The organism is Pseudoalteromonas sp. SR43-3 (genome assembly GCF_014163875.1).
Lineage (GTDB): Bacteria > Pseudomonadota > Gammaproteobacteria > Enterobacterales > Alteromonadaceae > Pseudoalteromonas > Pseudoalteromonas distincta.
On record NZ_JACJEC010000009.1, the window covers coordinates 1 to 16,343 of the forward strand.

12 protein-coding genes and 1 rRNA gene are annotated in these 16,343 nt (G+C 39.8%); 8 read left to right on the forward strand and 5 right to left on the reverse strand.

Going from position 1 to position 16,343, the window contains the following annotated elements:
- A 5S ribosomal RNA gene (gene rrf, locus H5088_RS11940) occupies positions 1-112 on the forward strand; the annotation flags it as partial.
- Between the two features lie 333 nt (positions 113-445).
- Here rrf and H5088_RS11945 read toward each other — a convergent pair.
- Positions 446-973 (reverse strand): sugar O-acetyltransferase, encoded by a 528-nt coding sequence (locus tag H5088_RS11945; protein ID WP_024596997.1) that lies wholly within the window; start codon positions 971-973, stop codon positions 446-448.
- Between the two features lie 184 nt (positions 974-1,157).
- Between H5088_RS11945 and H5088_RS11950 the strand changes: the two genes are divergently transcribed.
- The 5 genes from H5088_RS11950 (at position 1,158) to H5088_RS11970 (ending at position 10,176) form a co-directional block, all read left to right on the forward strand.
- Positions 1,158-4,598 (forward strand): VCBS repeat-containing protein, encoded by a 3,441-nt coding sequence (locus H5088_RS11950; protein ID WP_182752954.1) that lies wholly within the window; start codon positions 1,158-1,160, stop codon positions 4,596-4,598.
- 184 nt (positions 4,599-4,782) lie between these two features.
- The gene (locus H5088_RS11955; RefSeq protein WP_182752955.1) at positions 4,783-5,547 is read left to right on the forward strand and encodes a DeoR/GlpR family DNA-binding transcription regulator; all 765 of its coding nucleotides are present in this window, start codon (positions 4,783-4,785) and stop codon (positions 5,545-5,547) included.
- A gap of 46 nt (positions 5,548-5,593) precedes the next feature.
- Positions 5,594-7,414, forward strand: coding sequence for a glutamine--fructose-6-phosphate transaminase (isomerizing) (gene glmS / locus H5088_RS11960; protein WP_154904280.1), 1,821 nt, complete (start codon positions 5,594-5,596; stop codon positions 7,412-7,414).
- A 112-nt stretch (positions 7,415-7,526) separates the two neighbouring features.
- Positions 7,527-8,714 (forward strand): alpha/beta hydrolase-fold protein, encoded by a 1,188-nt coding sequence (locus H5088_RS11965; RefSeq protein WP_182752956.1) that lies wholly within the window; start codon positions 7,527-7,529, stop codon positions 8,712-8,714.
- Positions 8,715-8,874: 160 nt separating this feature from the next.
- The gene (locus tag H5088_RS11970) at positions 8,875-10,176 is read left to right on the forward strand and encodes a DEAD/DEAH box helicase (protein WP_182752957.1); all 1,302 of its coding nucleotides are present in this window, start codon (positions 8,875-8,877) and stop codon (positions 10,174-10,176) included.
- Positions 10,177-10,274: 98 nt separating this feature from the next.
- Here H5088_RS11970 and H5088_RS11975 read toward each other — a convergent pair whose 3' ends face one another.
- Both H5088_RS11975 and H5088_RS11980 read right to left on the reverse strand, forming a co-directional pair.
- Positions 10,275-11,675 carry a 5-methyltetrahydrofolate--homocysteine methyltransferase gene (locus H5088_RS11975; RefSeq protein WP_182752958.1) on the reverse strand — a complete coding sequence of 467 codons (1,401 nt, stop codon included), beginning with the start codon at positions 11,673-11,675 and terminating at the stop codon, positions 10,275-10,277.
- Positions 11,676-11,707: 32 nt separating this feature from the next.
- The gene (locus H5088_RS11980) at positions 11,708-14,119 is read right to left on the reverse strand and encodes a TonB-dependent receptor (protein WP_182752959.1); all 2,412 of its coding nucleotides are present in this window, start codon (positions 14,117-14,119) and stop codon (positions 11,708-11,710) included.
- A 141-nt stretch (positions 14,120-14,260) separates the two neighbouring features.
- On the opposite strand from H5088_RS11980, the gene H5088_RS11985 reads away from it, so the two are divergent.
- Positions 14,261-14,677, forward strand: coding sequence for a MerC domain-containing protein (locus H5088_RS11985; RefSeq protein ID WP_154903794.1), 417 nt, complete (start codon positions 14,261-14,263; stop codon positions 14,675-14,677).
- A gap of 142 nt (positions 14,678-14,819) precedes the next feature.
- On the forward strand, positions 14,820-15,671 hold the full coding sequence (locus H5088_RS11990) for an alpha/beta hydrolase (RefSeq protein WP_182752960.1): 852 nt from the start codon (positions 14,820-14,822) through the stop codon (positions 15,669-15,671).
- Positions 15,672-15,738: 67 nt separating this feature from the next.
- Here H5088_RS11990 and H5088_RS11995 read toward each other — a convergent pair whose 3' ends face one another.
- Together H5088_RS11995 and H5088_RS12000 are read right to left on the reverse strand one after the other, a co-directional pair.
- The gene (locus tag H5088_RS11995; RefSeq protein WP_002963088.1) at positions 15,739-15,987 is read right to left on the reverse strand and encodes a DUF3297 family protein; all 249 of its coding nucleotides are present in this window, start codon (positions 15,985-15,987) and stop codon (positions 15,739-15,741) included.
- A 231-nt stretch (positions 15,988-16,218) separates the two neighbouring features.
- Positions 16,219-16,343, reverse strand: a 125-nt coding sequence (locus H5088_RS12000) for a cold shock domain-containing protein (RefSeq protein WP_182752961.1), incomplete at its 5' end; no start/stop codon positions are given.

Below are 16,343 nucleotides of genomic sequence, written 5' to 3' on the forward strand. Positions count from 1 at the left end.
GGTGACAATAGCGTTTTGGACCCACCTGATTCCATGCCGAACTCAGTAGTGAAACGAAACAGCGCCGATGATAGTGTAGCATTTGCTATGTGAAAGTAGGACATTACCAGGCTTCAAATTGTAGAGAGCCCGACTAGAAATAGTCGGGCTTTTTTACGTCTGCAGAAAAGTAAAATACGCGCAATTAACACACTCACATCAACACCTATCACGTAGGTAGGTCGAGCGTAGCGACTCCCGACACAAAGAGAGTGTAGTATTTGCTATGTGACTCTCCACCGCTGTGGGCACTACGACATCACAAGGCTTAAAATTGTAGAGAGCATGACTAGAAATAGTCGGTTTTTTTACGTCTGCAGAAAATGAAATGTGCGAATTAACACACTCATAGCAACACCATCACGTAGGTCGGGCGAGCACAGCGACTCCCAACGTTAAAATCACATTATAGTGTTCTTATTTCACGAGCTGGATTACCCGCTACTACGGTATTAGCCATTACATTTTTAGTAACCACAGCACCCGCACCCACAATACTATTTTCGCCTATATTAACTCCAGCAAGAATAATAGCGCCTGCGCCAATCCATACGTTATTGCCTAACGCGATAGGTGCTGCAAAGTTTTCCTTATTAAGCCTTTCTGCTGGATTAGTAGCATGTGACACAGCTAAAAGCTGAACGTTCGGGCCTATTAAGCAGTCATCACCTATGGTGATTGAGTAATTGGCTAATGGCGAATCGAGAAGTGTGCAATTAACATTCATAAAAGTACGATCACCAATAACTATTTGATTGCCATAATCGCAATGAAAACCTGATTCTATAATTACCTCTTCACCGCATTGTGCGAACAGCTCTTTAATACGCTTTAAATTACCTTTGCTCGGGCTTTTATTGAATAATCGGCATATCTCGCCTGTTTGTTTTCTTTGCATTAAATATGGCTTAGTCACGCTATTAAATAATTTCATTGAGTTTGTTATTCATTTATATGCATACATTATTAAGTATTATCTCATGCTTATATATTTTACTGAAAAGTTGTTATTACCTTTTTGTATGGGCTAAAAAGGTTTTAAACAAATTTTGACTTTTATTATATTCCTTTTTAAAAAAGCTTTAATAATGTAAAATCTATGTTACAAGGAGTAAGTAATGAAATTAAATAAACTAACTAAATTATTCTGTTTAACAATTATTTTAGCCGGTTGTGGGGGAGGGGGTAATGATGCCAGCCAACCTGCTAATAATGATTCTGGTTCTTCTGGAAAAACTAAATTTGTTAAGCCTGATTATCAAAATACGCCTACCTATGACGGTGAATTATCTTTATTCGAAATAACAGCAAGTAATGTAACTCAACTAACAACTCAGTACTCATATCTAATAGATAGCCTAAATTCCATAGTATTTGGAGAGGATTATCAAAATCTATTTCTCCACGACCCAGTGCTAGATAACCAATCTGATAATTTCGGTTGTGTTACTGGCTCTGCTGACATGAAAGAGGAAGAGGCTAATCAGCACTATATAATTACTTATAACAATTGCTCTGCTGCTGGGTGGGTTTTTAATGGGCAATCTGATATTTATATCGAAAACTCTAACGCTGAATTTGTTTTAGAATATGGGGTAGTACCTAGTTTAACAATTAGTAACGAAGTGCTTGGGGTTACCTATTTAACAGAAGGTTTTGCTATTGCTAATAGTCAGGGAGTTAATAGTGACAGTAGCGCTACTGTGAATATTCAATTTAAAGGTGCTGATGAAAATTCCCTTGATATTTTATTCTCTAATGTAAGGCTTGATGCTGTTTTAGATGCAACCAATGTTGGGTATGGTATTGGTTTTAATGGCGAAGTTTATTTTAGTGATTTAGGAAAACTAACAATAAAAACTGATGAGTTTTATCCAACCAATGATATATCTCTGCCTTCAATAATAGGAGCAAAGTACACCCTAATATCACAAAATACTGCTAGTGTAGCTCTCAAAGCTAATGGCATTTCGACCATACATCTATCTAATGAATTTTTGCCACTAGAGTTTTATTTAACTGACTTAGATAATGTTTATAACAATACTGCCAACTCTATTCCTATAGCAAGTATTTCAGGCTCGAACAAAGCTCTACGACACTCTATCCTTACTCTTGATGCAACGCAGTCCAAGGACCCTGATTTTGAACCATTAGGTTATGAGTGGAAATTAATAACTTTTCCGCAGAATGCTAGTTGGCAACTTGGCACCGGTAGCAAAATTGACTTTATTGGAGACCTACCTGGCCTTTATCGTATTTCGTTAACAGTTGTAGACCCAAGTGGTGCAGAAAATACTGTGGAGCATGAGTTTAAATTAGAAAAACTGCCAGCAATTGTTTCTGACATTACTGCATATGATGAAATAGAATTAGGTGAACACTATACAGCCATTATTAACTTATCTAATGATGAGTTCGATGGTCCTTTTGAATACAAAATTGCTTATGGGCCAAGTAATATCTCGATTTCAGAACAAGGAGAGATTAATTGGTTAAGCAACGCGCCTGACTTTGGTAGTAATTTAAACGTAAATTTTGCTGTTGATATCTCAAACTCTGACAATCAAATAAGAATTAAGCACCAAATCAACCTTCAATCACTCGGTGGCGTAGATAATTGCTCAGTTGGTTATGTGAACAACTCAACATCCAGTGTAGCTTCAATTAAGCTTTCGAACCAAAAAAGGGGTGTATTACGCGGTAATGATAATTATATCTTAAGTCTCAGTGAGACAGGGTTGCTAGAATACAATAAATGGATACCTCCCTTACCTTCAAATGTTGAGCATGTAGGTGCATTTCTTAATCAGTCAGGGACGCAACTAAATTGGCTAAGTATTACTTACAACCAAGAGGCAGCTAAGCATCAAATATTTTTAACTAATGAGGGCTCAAGTAGTTTGCTGATAGATGATGTTTCGGCTGAAAATTATAACTCTATGGTATTTGATTACAACGGCGATGGTATTGAAGATATTCTTCTTTCGGCGGGGCATTCGTATGATAGCTATCTTATTAATGGAAATGATCTTTCTATCACTACGCTTATTGTTGCGCCGGACCTTTCACTTAATTATTCAAATCGCTTGATTCAAGTTTGTGATTTGAATAACGACGGCTTTAAAGAGTTAATTGATAGGGAAAGTATATTTGATGTCAAACAGAACAAATACCTGATAGGACCCTATTCTGAATATAAATTTAAGGCATTTACCAGTGGTGATAATTGTCGTGTAACTAGATATAAGGCCTCCGAACATTATAGTGAACTAATATGGTGGGAAGGTGGTGAACTGCAGGTGGGTAGTGAAAAGTTTGAGACTAATTTCAATGATGGTATTTCGATTAGCCTTGAAGTAGATAGTCCTTATAGTCATGTTTATTTTTCTAATTCAAAAGAGCTTTATTACTTTGATCAGCAGTGGCAATTGTTCTCTGTATCTATTGCTGAAAACCCCATTGGGAGAGTAATAGGTGCTGTTGATTTTGATAATGATGGAATACAGTCATTATTAGTAAGCAAAACAGATAGTTTAGAAGGAAGTTATTTATACGAAGAATATGCGATGCAAAGCTTTAGCTATGAGAATGGGCTATGGCAGCTTGAGTATTCATCAGTGGCTCAAGGTCAACTTCCTAATCTTCATATTGTTGGTGCTGTTGATGATACGGTTAGCATTTCAGATTTTGGCCGTTCGGCTAAGGTAACGCACAATAATGCACCTGTTACTTTCACTGGAGAGATGCTGTTAACGCAAGATAATGAAAATCAAATTGAGTATTCATTAACTCAAATTAACAACGAGACATTTATTGTTAAACGCAATACAGGTTCAACCAGTGTAATTTGGCAAACTAGCGTTGCAGAAGTGACTTTTTCTAATTCGTATGATTTTGCTTTTACAGAGTCCGAAACACATTTGAGCTTTAAAAGTGATATTAGATATTACACAATCGCTAAACAAACAGGAGAAGTAGTATCAAGAGCCTACTTTCCTTACTTGCCGTCTGAGGAGTTGTCAAAAATAATAATAGGTTATTACGATTTAGGTATAGCTTTTTACGAAAATCCAAGCTTATCACCCATTTCAATTGACAGTAGCAATTGGCCTGTACCTTTAGATTTCTTACAAGAAACAACAAGCCATGTAGCGCATGTACATTCTATTCAGCTAGATTCAGATCCTCAACTAGAGCTAATAATTGATTATCGTACTTTTGGTACTTTCGATGAAGAAGGTGGTTTAATAGTATTAGATACGAAAACGAAAGCATTAGAAATTTTGGACGAACAACAAATTAAGGGCTTTACAATTTACCACAAAGAGAAAATCCTCGATGAAGCTATAGGTGGCGTTTATGGCCGAAACTATCTGGCGCATTACTCTATAGAAAAAACAATTAGCCTAGTGGATAAGTTATCAAATCAAGTTATTTGGGAGAGTCCACAAATCTCGAATAATTACCACGATGTATTAATTCAAAAAGATGAGCGTGATTCTTGGAGTTTATATATTTTAGGTAGTGAGTTTTTAATATATCCTTATTTGAACTAAAAAATAATAGCGTGCTCAGTAATCTAGTTTCTAGCTCACTGAGCAAGTTAGAATGTTTCACCACATCTACATGCTGTTAAATTAAAAAGCGCACATTGCGCTTTTTTTACGCATTCACTTGCCATTTATTATGTTTCGTTTAAAATCCACTAACTTTCGAAGCGAAACTTAATTGTAATTACTTATGACCAAACGAAACACCCAGCAACGCCGCCATCTGATCCTTACTCAAGTTAATGAATTAGGTGAAGTGGCTGTCGATATTTTAGCTGAACAGTTTCAAACATCTGAAGTAACCATTCGAAAAGATTTAACCGCGCTTGAAAAAAGTGGCTTATTGCTGCGCCGTTACGGCGGTGCTATTGCTCTGCCTAAAGAAATTGTTAGCGATGAAATAGATTCAAAGCGCAAAGTGGCTATAGCAAAAGCTGCAGCAACGCTTATAAAAGATCATAACCGCATTATTATTGATAGCGGGCGTACTACTGCTGCGATGATCCCCGAGCTTGCTGATAAGCGTGGGCTAGTTGTAATGACAAACGCAATTAAAGTAGCGAGTCGTTTATTAGCACTTGAGAACGAGCCAACACTTTTGATGACCGGTGGGACGTGGGATCCGCATTCTGAGTCGTTTCAGGGGCAAGTTGCCGAAAATGTATTATGCTCTTACGACTTCGATCAGCTCTTTATTGGTGCGGATGGTATAGATGTAAAACGTGGCACAACAACCTTTAATGAGTTAGTTGGTTTGAGCCAAGTAATGGCAAAAGCGGCTCGTGAAGTAATTGTAATGGTTGAATCAGATAAGATTGGCCGAAAAATACCAAATTTAGAATTACCGTGGAAAATAGTAACCACATTAATAACCGACAATGGCTTAGCAGACGAAAAGCGCAAAGCAATTGAGGCGTGTGGTGTAAAACTAATTTGCGCAGAGATTATTGAATAGTAACTACAAAGTGAGTTACTAGAATTAAAAAATTAATGGAGACACTATGTGTGGAATAGTTGGGGCAGTTGCAGAACGTCCAGTAAACAAAATTTTAGTTGAAGGCCTTAAACGTCTTGAATACCGTGGTTATGACTCAGCAGGCGTAGCATTGCTTGATGGCAACACACTTAATACTGTTAAAGCAGTAGGTAAAGTAGTAAACGTAGAAGCCGCACTTGAGAAAGCAGGCGTTAGCGGTCATACAGGTATTGCACACACTCGCTGGGCAACACACGGTAGCGTTACTGAAGAAAACGCACACCCGCATGTATCAAACAACCAGCTAGCACTCGTGCACAACGGTATTATTGAAAACCACGCAAGCTTACGCGCATCGCTTAAAGAAGAAGGTTACGAGTTCCTATCTGAAACCGATACCGAAGTAATGGTGCATTTAATTCATAAGCTTCGTAAGCAGCACACGACTTTACTAGCATCAGTACAAGCTGCTGTTAAACAGTTTGAAGGTGCGTTTGGTACAGTTGTATTTGATAAAGCAAACGACAACGAAATCATTGTAGCGCGCTCAGGTAGCCCTCTTGTTATTGGTTTAGGCCTTGGCGAAAACTTTATTGCGTCTGATCAGTTAGCACTATTACCTGTTACTCGTAGCTTCATCTTTTTAGAAGAAGGCGATGTAGCGCGTATTACACGTGACACAGTAGAAATTTTTGATGAAAATGGCGACGCAGTTGAGCGTGAAGTGATTGAATCAAACATTACGCAAGATGCATCAGGCAAAGGCGATTACCGCCACTACATGCTAAAAGAAATCTACGAGCAGCCACTTGCAGTACGTAATACGCTTGAAGGGCGTTTAAACGACGATCGCGTAGCAATTGATGCGTTTGGCGACAGCGCTCAGCAAATATTTAAAGATGTAAAACACGTACAAATTATTGCCTGTGGTACGTCATACCACTCAGGTATGGTTGCACGTTACTGGCTTGAGCAATTTGCAGGCGTTAGCTGTAATGTAGAAATAGCTTCTGAATTTAGATACCGTCAGTCGTTTGTTCATGAAAATAGCTTACTTGTTACTATTTCTCAATCGGGTGAAACTGCCGATACGCTAGCTGCATTACGCCTAGCTAAAGAGCAAGGTTACATGGCCTCAATGACCATTTGTAACGTACCTGGTTCATCGCTTGTACGCGAATCAGACCTTGCCTTTATGACCAAAGCTGGCGCTGAAATAGGCGTGGCTTCTACTAAAGCATTTACAACGCAATTAGTTGGTTTGTTAATGCTTACTGCGTCTATAGCTCAAGAAAAACAGCTTGATCAAAGTGCTATTGTAAATGCTATAAAAGTACTACCTGCTAAGCTTGAAGAAACATTACTGCTTGCAGATGGCATTGCAGACCTTGCAGAAGAATTTGCCGACAAGCACCACTCATTGTTTTTAGGTCGTGGCTCACAATACCCAATCGCGATGGAAGGTGCGCTTAAACTTAAAGAGATTTCTTACATTCACGCAGAAGCCTACGCAGCGGGCGAGCTAAAACATGGCCCACTCGCACTTATTGATGCTGACATGCCAATTATTGTTGTAGCACCAAACAATGAGTTATTAGAAAAGCTTAAATCAAATGTAGAAGAAGTACGCGCACGTGGCGGCATTATTTACGTATTCGCAGATAAAGATTCACACTTTGAGTCAGACGACACAATGCGTGTAATCAACGTAAACCACACTGACGACATTATTGCGCCAATTGTTTACACACTGCCATTGCAGCTACTGTCGTACTACGTAGCAGTAATTAAAGGTACCGACGTTGACCAACCACGTAACTTAGCTAAATCTGTTACGGTTGAATAAAATCAATAGGTTATTATTTATTAGTTAAAACTAAAAAGGCGCTCGATGCGCCTTTTTTTGTACCTCAAAGCCTGTTAGATTAAATAACACACTATTTTCTAAAGGATTAGCTATGCGTTTATTCACTGCTATTTTTATATGTAGCTTATTTATATTTTCTAATAACACACTTGCAGAGCCTGATTTAAAACAGCAAACCATTAGCTATACGCAACAAACGCATACTATCAATTCAGTAATTTTAAATGAGCTACGTACCGTTGTAGTTCAACTTCCAAAGAGTTACCAAGCTAATCCAAACAAAGTTTATCCAGTTATTTATCGCCTAGATGGCGCGGGTAACATACCGCTTATAAGTGCTGTAATGGATCGACTGCAAAATAATAATCGTGCGCCTGAGGTTATTATTGTCGCTATTGAAAACACCAATCGCTTAAGAGATTTATACCCCACAGTTAATAAAGAGCCACAAGGCCCGGTAGGTGAAGGCGGTGGTGCAGCAAAGTTTTTAGCATTTATTGAGCAAGAGCTTATGCCCTTAATTAATAAAAACTATCGTACGCATAACTTTAATGTGATTGCTGGGGGCTCAGCAGCAGGCGTGTTTGCACTTTATACTATGCAAGCTAACCCTGAGCTTTTCCAAGCGCATATTGCTTACAGCCCTGCCGTTTGGTGGAACTATGGCGCATCGGTAAAAGCGACTAAATCGTTTATCAATAAATCAAAAGATCTGAATAACTACGTTTACATCAATATCGGCGAAGAAGCCGGCATAATGCGTGAGCGATATAATGAGCTGCAGCAAGCTTTGCAATCTAATAGCTTGCCAAATTTACGCTTTTTCAGTGATGCATTTGATAATGTATCGCATAACTTAACATCGGCCGCTGGGGTATTTAATGCCTACCATAATTTGTTTTTACCCAAACAAATGCCAATGAGTGCTTTAAGCGATGATATAGAATCTATTGATGTTTATTATAAAAAGTTATCTCAGCAATGGGGGGAGCAAATAACACCTCCAGAGGCAGCTGTTAGGCAACTTGGTTACAACCTAGTAAATATGCAGCAATATGAGCGTGCTTTGGCAGTATTTAAGCATAATGTTAAGCATCACCCACAATCTGTTGATGCACTATGGGGGTTAGGTTATGGCTATGAATTAAAAGGTAATATACAACAAGCACTTATTAAAATAGAGGCTGCTTTAAATGTTGCAGATACCACATACCCCTATTTAAATGCCTTAAAAGAGACTAAAAGTAGATTGCAAACGCAGTTAAATAAAACTCAGTAATATAAAAGGGCAAAGCGCGGGGGGTAGCCTGCGCTTACAGTTACCTTTACAACACGCAGCTGTTATCTATGAAAACATTAAAATCACTAATACCTACTTAATAAGCGCTAAATACGCTAAAATTACAGGCTACTTTTTTAGCAATGAGCCCACAATTTTTATGACCTCAGCAACAAGCCCTAGCACTTTTTCCGAACTTGGCCTTATTCCAGAGCTATTAGCTCGTTTAACCGATTTGGAATATACCCAGCCTACGCCAATTCAAGCTAAGGCTATACCTTGTGTGCTTGCGGGCAGTGATTTAATTGCGGGGGCAAATACTGGCTCAGGTAAAACAGCGACGTTTGCTTTACCTATGCTACAAACCCTATTTTTAGAGCAGGGCGCTAAAAATACTGCCAGTAAAGGTAACTTTGTTACTGGGCTTATTTTGGTACCTACTCGCGAGCTTGCAACGCAGGTGGCCGATAGCGTTAAATCGTATTCTGCTAACTTTAATGGCGCAATTAAAACGGTGGCCGTGTTTGGTGGTGTGTCGGTTAATACACAAATGCAGGCACTGCGCGGCGGTGCCGATATTATTGTTGCAACGCCAGGTCGTTTGCTTGATTTAATCTCAAGCAATGCTATTAAGCTCGATAAAGTGACGACCTTAGTGCTTGATGAAGCCGACCGTATGCTAAGCCTTGGCTTTACCGAAGAGCTGGCTGATCTTTTAGCGTTAATGCCTGCTAAAAAACAAACCATGTTGTTTTCAGCGACCTTCCCAGAGCAAGTCACTCAATTAACGCAAGAACTGTTAACTAATCCTGTTGAAATACAAGTACAAAATAAAGATGAAAGCACACTTGTACAGCGCGTGTTTAGTGTTAACAAAGGCGAGAAAACCACGGTTTTAGCGCATTTAATTAAAACCCATAAATGGCGCCAAGCATTGATTTTTGTGAACGCGAAAAAAGACTGTGAGCACTTGGCTAGCAAACTTGAAAAGCGCGGTGTTAATGCACAAGTTTTCCATGGCGATAAAGGCCAAAGTGAGCGAACTCGTGTAATAGAAAAATTTAAAGCGGGCGAAATCGAAGTACTTATCGCAACTGATATTGCTGCACGTGGTTTAGATATTGAAAAGCTGCCAGTGGTAATAAACTTTAATCTTCCACGCAGTCCTGCTGATTACATGCACCGTATTGGTCGAAGCGGCCGTGCTGGTGAAGTAGGTTTAGCGCTTTCATTGGTTGATTATGAAGATTTGCATCACTTTAAAATAATCGAGAAGAAAAACAAACTACGCCTAGAGCGTGAAGAAGTAACCGGTTTTGCTGTAAACCAAGCAAACCTTGATGCAGCTGATGCGCTTAAAAATGAAAAGCCAATGGCAAAACCAGAAGGCACAGGCAAGAAAAAGAAAAAAAATAAAGCCGATGATATAGATGATGTATGGAGTGGCTGGCGCCGTAAGTAACAATAGAGCTAAATAAATAGCTGTAAAAAACCCGTAATTAGTAGACCTAATTGCGGGTTTTTTGTTTTGTGGCTTTAACTTAAAGCGTTAGTTTTAAATTAATGGTCGTGATCTTCATCTTCTATTTCTTGTGCAATCCCTAACCAGGTAATGCTTGCAGGTGGAAAAGTTAACTCTAGCTCACTTTCAATTTCTAAGTCTTCAAGGTGTACTTGCACAACGTGCTGAGCAATCGGGTCGGCTACATAAGCAAACTGACCATTTTGTGCCACTGTCATGCTAAAGCTCATGCCCTCTGGCATGGTTGATACATCTTGCTCGGTAATATCAACTTGACCTTCAAGCTCCCAATGCATTTCGCCATCATGGTCGTGTGCGCTAAATACATTTAAAAAGCCTAAGCTGTCTAATATTAAAAAGTGCTCGCCATGGGCAGAAAAAGAGTACGACACAGCACTTGCGCCATCGGCTAGTTGCCATTCTAATTCTTCCATTTGTGCTGTTACAGGGTTAATAGTTACAATTACGGCTTCTCCGCCTCCATGGCCAGATGCTACGCCAATAAAGGTCTCGCTATCTTCGTGGCCATAAATACTACCAATGCGTAAATCGCCAACGGCTGAAATGTTCGCTATTTTTTCTGCTTCGTATTCATCATCGTGCTGGTGGGCTAATAACACGCCATCGCTACAGCCAAATACTACGTAGTCGTGGTTTTGTGCCGCGCCATGTAAATCAGGGCACGTAACTTCTAAGGTTTGTTCAAGCTCGTATTCACCATCATGAAAGTGATAAACACCTACTTGGTCTGGCAATACTTTAGCAACCGATGTGCTTTCGCTGTCATCACGGCGAAGTGTTGATAATAAATGCTCTCCTCGTGGCTCTGCTACACCGTGCATATTAATATCGTAGCTAATACTCGGTAGCGTTGCTGTTGCGCTTGTTATGTCGTTATCTGTTAATACTTCAACAGAGGCAACCGTGCCTGAGTCTGTATCACCATCATAAAAAACAGCTAATTGACCGTCGTGTTTTACAAGGTGAGTAGGGCGACTGCCACTTGTTAACTCATAGCTACTAGCCGCTGGGCTTTGCTCGTAGTCGTGTAAATGCTCGCCATGGTCTTCACGCCATAAACCACCATCAATAAAGCCTAGGTAATCTTGTGCGCGGCTTGCAATAACGGCATAACGAAAATCAGGTGATGACGACAGTGTGTTTGAATCATTCGTAAGGGTAAATGTTTCAAGTAAAGCGTTGTCATCTAGGTCATAAAAGCTGGCTTCGTTGCTATCGCCTGCCAGTACAGCTAATCTGCCTAATGAGTCTATGGTGTAGCCATCATCATGGTCGTGATCATCATCGTCATGATCGTGCTCGTCTTCTACAATAATAGGATCTTTTTCTACAATATTGGTCTCTGCATCGCCACAGGCTGTAATAAATGTAGTGCTAATAGCCAGTGCAATAAGCTTTAATTTGTATAGTTTTTTCATGTTTATTTCCTTTAATTATAATTTTTTAATGCTTAAAAATAACCGCGAATGCCTAGCGCAAAGCTACGCCCTGGACGTGGTGCTATATCTTTTACAAATGAGCTGTGCACGCGTGCTTCTGTATCTGTTAAGTTGGTGCCTCGCAGGTAAACAGACATATCTTGGTTTAATACTGAAAGGTCGTAAGAGATGCTTGCATCAACCAATGTGTAACCGTCTGTTGCTGTTTCTTGTGGGGCTGTGCGGTCTTGCTTTTGATAGCGAGTAACGTGAATATGCGCACTTAGTTTATCTGTTTGATAGCTTAACTCGCTGCCAAAACGAAGCGGTGGAGTACGGGGTAAATCGCCGCCGTCTTTTAGGCGTGTACGAACGTAATCTGAGAATAAATCTACTTTAAATTCATCTGTTAACTGCCACGCAATTTGCGCTTCAAAACCATGTAAAATTACATCGTCTGTTTTAAATAAATAAACAGGTAGCTCTGATGAATGATCGTGTTCGTCAGCGCCTTCTTCTTCATCGCCATGGTTGTGGCCACTTTCTGCGTATAAACCGGTATCTATTTGGTAATAATAATTATCTACTTGGTTATAAAAGGCATTTAAAATAAAGCCAATACCACCTTGGGTTTTACGAAAAGTTAAATCGATATTATTGGCTGTTTCTAGGTCAATTGCTTGATCAGACAAACCTAAATGTTCATCGTCATCTAAATCAAATAGTGCGCCTACTTCGTAAGTGCCAGTACCAATATGCGGCCCAAACGATAACAACTCAGAGGCAGAGGGCGCACGTTCAGATCGCGATACAGAAAGCCCCAAATTATAGTTAGGTGTAAAATCCCACACTACGCCTGCCGATAAGCTGATTGGCGTAAATTCATGCTCTACGTCAAATACACGAGTGGTTTCTGCGCTTTCTTCGTGGTCTTGATCATGCTCGTCGGCTTCTTGCGCTTCATCGTGTGCGTGAGCGTCAATATTTGGCAGTAATACGTCACCTGCTTCAATTGTTACACGCTCTATGCGCCCACCTAACTGCACTAAAAAATCACCAAAGTGCCTTTCTTCCATTAGCGCTACAGCAAAGCTTTCGGTCTCTGATGGAGGAGTAAAGGCCTCTTCACCTTGTGCTTCAACATCGCTTTGTTTGTAATGAAAACTAATGCCGCCATTCCACTCGCTAAATTGGTTATGCAGCAGGTCTATGCGTAACTCATTTGTTTCGTTTTTAAAGGTAGTGCCAACAGCGCCACCTTCAATTTCAGCGTGTTCGTAGCCAGTGTGGCCAACGCGCAGGTTTACTTTGTTTAGCCATTTATTATCTAGGTTGTACTCACCTAATAATTGCACTTTAGTTTGCTCTAAATCAGCAAATACGCTCTCTTCTTCGTCGCTGTGTTCTTCCTCTTCTTCATCGCCGTGCGTATGGCCCGGAATACCGTATTGACGATTAAATTGCTCTACCGCTATGCCAATAAAGCCGTTATCCATTAAATAGCTAGCGCCAACAGTAAAACCGTCAGACTCTTCATTGCTGTTTTCAACAGTGTAATCGCCATGATGCTCTTCACCATTGCTATCTATATCGGCAGCTACAGGCACCTCGTAGTCGTCGGCTTCACGCCAAAATGCATCGGCATAAAAAGCAAATGAATCGGTACCTGTGGTGGCATTAAAAGAGGCCACTTTTTGGTTATCAACCGAGTTATGTTCTACGTTCCACTCGCCGCGTGTTGTGCTATCGGTTGGTACGCGGTTATCTACCACATTAACCACACCGCCAATCGCGCCGCTGCCATAAAACAATGTTGCTGGGCCGCGTAATACTTCAATTTGGTGTGCGGTAGACGCCTCTGATGCTACAGAGTGATCGGGGCCAACGCGCGACACATCACTTACATCAAGGCCATTTTGAGTAATAAGTACACGAGGGCCGCTTAAACCACGAATAATAGGTGTGCTGGCTACCTTCCCGTGAAAGTTAGTATTAACGCCTGGAAGTTTTTCAAGGCTGTCGCCAAGGGTTGCAGCTTGTTGTCGTCTTAGTTGTTCGCCAGATAAAACACTAACAGGCGACGCAGATTCCATTGCCGACATATGAATAGGGGTTGCTTCAATATCAATAACTTCAATAGGCGAGCGCTTTAAATTAAAAGTAACCGATTGGTTATCATCATTCGTTATTGTTATATCGCGATGAAGGTGAGCATAACCAGGGGCTACAACATGTAGCTCTTTTAAGCCATTGTTTAGCTCTGCTATTACAAATTTACCGTTTTCATCGGTGGTTACTTTAAGGTCTGAGCCTTCAACTTCTACTGTTGCATTGGTAACTACTTTACCTTTGTTGTTTAAAACAACGCCCTCTATTGTGGATGCAAGCACACTTGCAGGTAATAAAGCTGCTATGAGAACAGCTAATTGTGATCTACGTTTCATTTGACTACCTTGATGGATGTTATATTATATCAATTATGTGGGAAGTGTTATAATGTATCAATAGTAATTAACTGTTGTTACTAAAATGTCTCTTTAAAAGTAACGCTTTTGAGTAGAGGCACTAATTTAGTAGAGGAAATAATGAAGTCGAGTCAAAGTGTTATGGATCGTATGGCGATTGGGTTATCGTTAATGTGTACAGTACATTGTTTTGCAACCCCGGTTATTTTAGCGCTATTGCCAAGCTTTGCTGTACTGCAAATAGATAGTGAGCAATTTCATTTATGGATTCTTGCGGCGGTACTGCCAACAAGTTTATTGGCATTAAGCTTAGGCTGTAAAAAGCATAAGCGTTTACGTTATATGGCCTGCGGCGTTATTGGGTTAGCCTTTATGATATGTGCGGTATTGCTAGGACATGAGGTCGCCGAAAAAGCGTTTACTTTAATTGGGTCGGCCTTTATTGCTGTAGCTCATTGGTTTAATTACCAACAATGCCTTAAACAAAATGACGATAACTGCCCGTGTTCAAGCGCTGAATCTGATCAGATAGCTTAGTGTTATCAGTGCTACAAACAGCTAACATGTAGCACTGCCTTTCAATATTTAACTTTGTTTTTTAATAGCCTAAAGCTAAAAGTGAGTTAAAGTAGTCATTCAATATCGATTATTACGCTTGGCTTAGGTTAATTAATATAAAATGAATACTGCTTTAAAATACTTGCTGTTACTCTGCGCTTTAATGTGTTTTAAATTAAGCGCAAATACCCCGTACCAAATCCCTAGAAGTAGTGTTATTGAGTTAACTGAGCCTGCTACTAAACGGGTATACCCTGTTTTTATTCAGCTCCCTAAGTCATATAAAAAGCAGCCTGAAAAAATATATCCGGTTATTTATTTAACCGATGCACCGTATACGTTTCCTATTGTGGCGGGTGCTACACTGTTTCCTATGAATAGCGGCAATATGCAGGAGGCTATTATTGTGGCCATTAGCTACGAAAAAGGATCTAGAGGGTCTAATAGTCGAATTAGAGACTACACCCCAAATAAGGCTCAAAGCTGGAAAAAGCAAACCGGTAACGCTCAAAATCATGCGCTGTTTTTAAAAAATACTGTGCTGCCATTTATACAAAGTAACTACCGAGCAAGTAGCACACAAAAAACCTATATAGGTAATTCTTTAGGCGGGTTATTTGGTGCCACTATTTTATTTACGATGCCCGATTTATTTAACAATTATATTATTGGCAGCCCATCGGTTTGGTTTAACAGCAATGCAGTATTAGCGCTACAAGCACATAAGCCTAAAGTGCCTACAAAGGTTTATATATCGGTAGGGGCAAAGGAAACGCTAAGCTTTGGTGAAGGGCAAAATATGGTGGAAGGGGCAAAGCAATTAGCACAAAAAATTAAAGCACTTAGCAGTAACAATATTGAATTAAAAAGTGTTGTTATTGACGGCGCTAATCATGCAACCGCATTTCCAACAACAGCAATCCAAGGCCTAGATTGGGTGCTGGGTAAAGCGAACATTAATACAATTAAATGATTCTTAACAAGCACAAAAAAAAGCGACTACCCAAAAAGGTGCCGCTTTTTTAATAGGTATTATTAACTTACTTATAAAAGGCTTCAACAGTGCCTTTTCTTGTAAGTAAAAGTGGTTGTCCGCGACGATCAAGGCCTTTTGGAGATGCAAACTTTATCCAACCTTCGCTGATGCAGTATTCTTCAACATCAAAACGCTCTTTGCCGTTGAACGTGATACCAATATCGTGTTCAAAAACTTCTTCCACATGATGTGGGCTACGTGGATTAATAGAAAGGCGATCTGGTAAAGCAGGTTTTGCGGTAGTGTCGTTCATGGTCATATTCTATATTGAATGAAGTATGCGCTATTGTAGGCAATACAAAGCTTTCGCTCAAGAGAGATAGTAGTAAATGTGTTTAAAAATGCACTAATTAATGAGTTGCGGATACAAATGAGATGGCGCTTGGAAAATATTTACTGAGGAGGTTTTGAAGATATTCGACTAAATAATTATGAAGGTAAATATATTAATGGGCTATTGCTAACCCATTAAATTGTGTAGCAGTTAGATGCTAACAATGTTCTCGGCTTGTGGGCCTTTTTGACCTTGAGTAACAGTAAACTGTACACGTTGGCCTTCAGCTAAAGTTTTAAAACCGTCGCCAGAGATCGCGCTGAAATGTGCGAACA

Excerpts from the sequence above, each read along its gene's own strand:
- H5088_RS11945 (WP_024596997.1), bottom strand. The coding sequence starts at position 973 with ATGAAATTATTTAATAGCGTGACTAAGCCATATTTAATGCAAAGAAAA.
- H5088_RS11950 (WP_182752954.1), top strand. The coding sequence starts at position 1,158 with ATGAAATTAAATAAACTAACTAAATTATTCTGTTTAACAATTATTTTA.
- H5088_RS11955 (WP_182752955.1), top strand. The coding sequence starts at position 4,783 with ATGACCAAACGAAACACCCAGCAACGCCGCCATCTGATCCTTACTCAA.
- glmS (WP_154904280.1), top strand. The coding sequence starts at position 5,594 with ATGTGTGGAATAGTTGGGGCAGTTGCAGAACGTCCAGTAAACAAAATT.
- H5088_RS11965 (WP_182752956.1), top strand. The coding sequence starts at position 7,527 with ATGCGTTTATTCACTGCTATTTTTATATGTAGCTTATTTATATTTTCT.
- H5088_RS11970 (WP_182752957.1), top strand. The coding sequence starts at position 8,875 with ATGACCTCAGCAACAAGCCCTAGCACTTTTTCCGAACTTGGCCTTATT.
- H5088_RS11975 (WP_182752958.1), bottom strand. The coding sequence starts at position 11,675 with ATGAAAAAACTATACAAATTAAAGCTTATTGCACTGGCTATTAGCACT.
- H5088_RS11980 (WP_182752959.1), bottom strand. The coding sequence starts at position 14,119 with ATGAAACGTAGATCACAATTAGCTGTTCTCATAGCAGCTTTATTACCT.
- H5088_RS11985 (WP_154903794.1), top strand. The coding sequence starts at position 14,261 with ATGAAGTCGAGTCAAAGTGTTATGGATCGTATGGCGATTGGGTTATCG.
- H5088_RS11990 (WP_182752960.1), top strand. The coding sequence starts at position 14,820 with ATGAATACTGCTTTAAAATACTTGCTGTTACTCTGCGCTTTAATGTGT.
- H5088_RS11995 (WP_002963088.1), bottom strand. The coding sequence starts at position 15,987 with ATGAACGACACTACCGCAAAACCTGCTTTACCAGATCGCCTTTCTATT.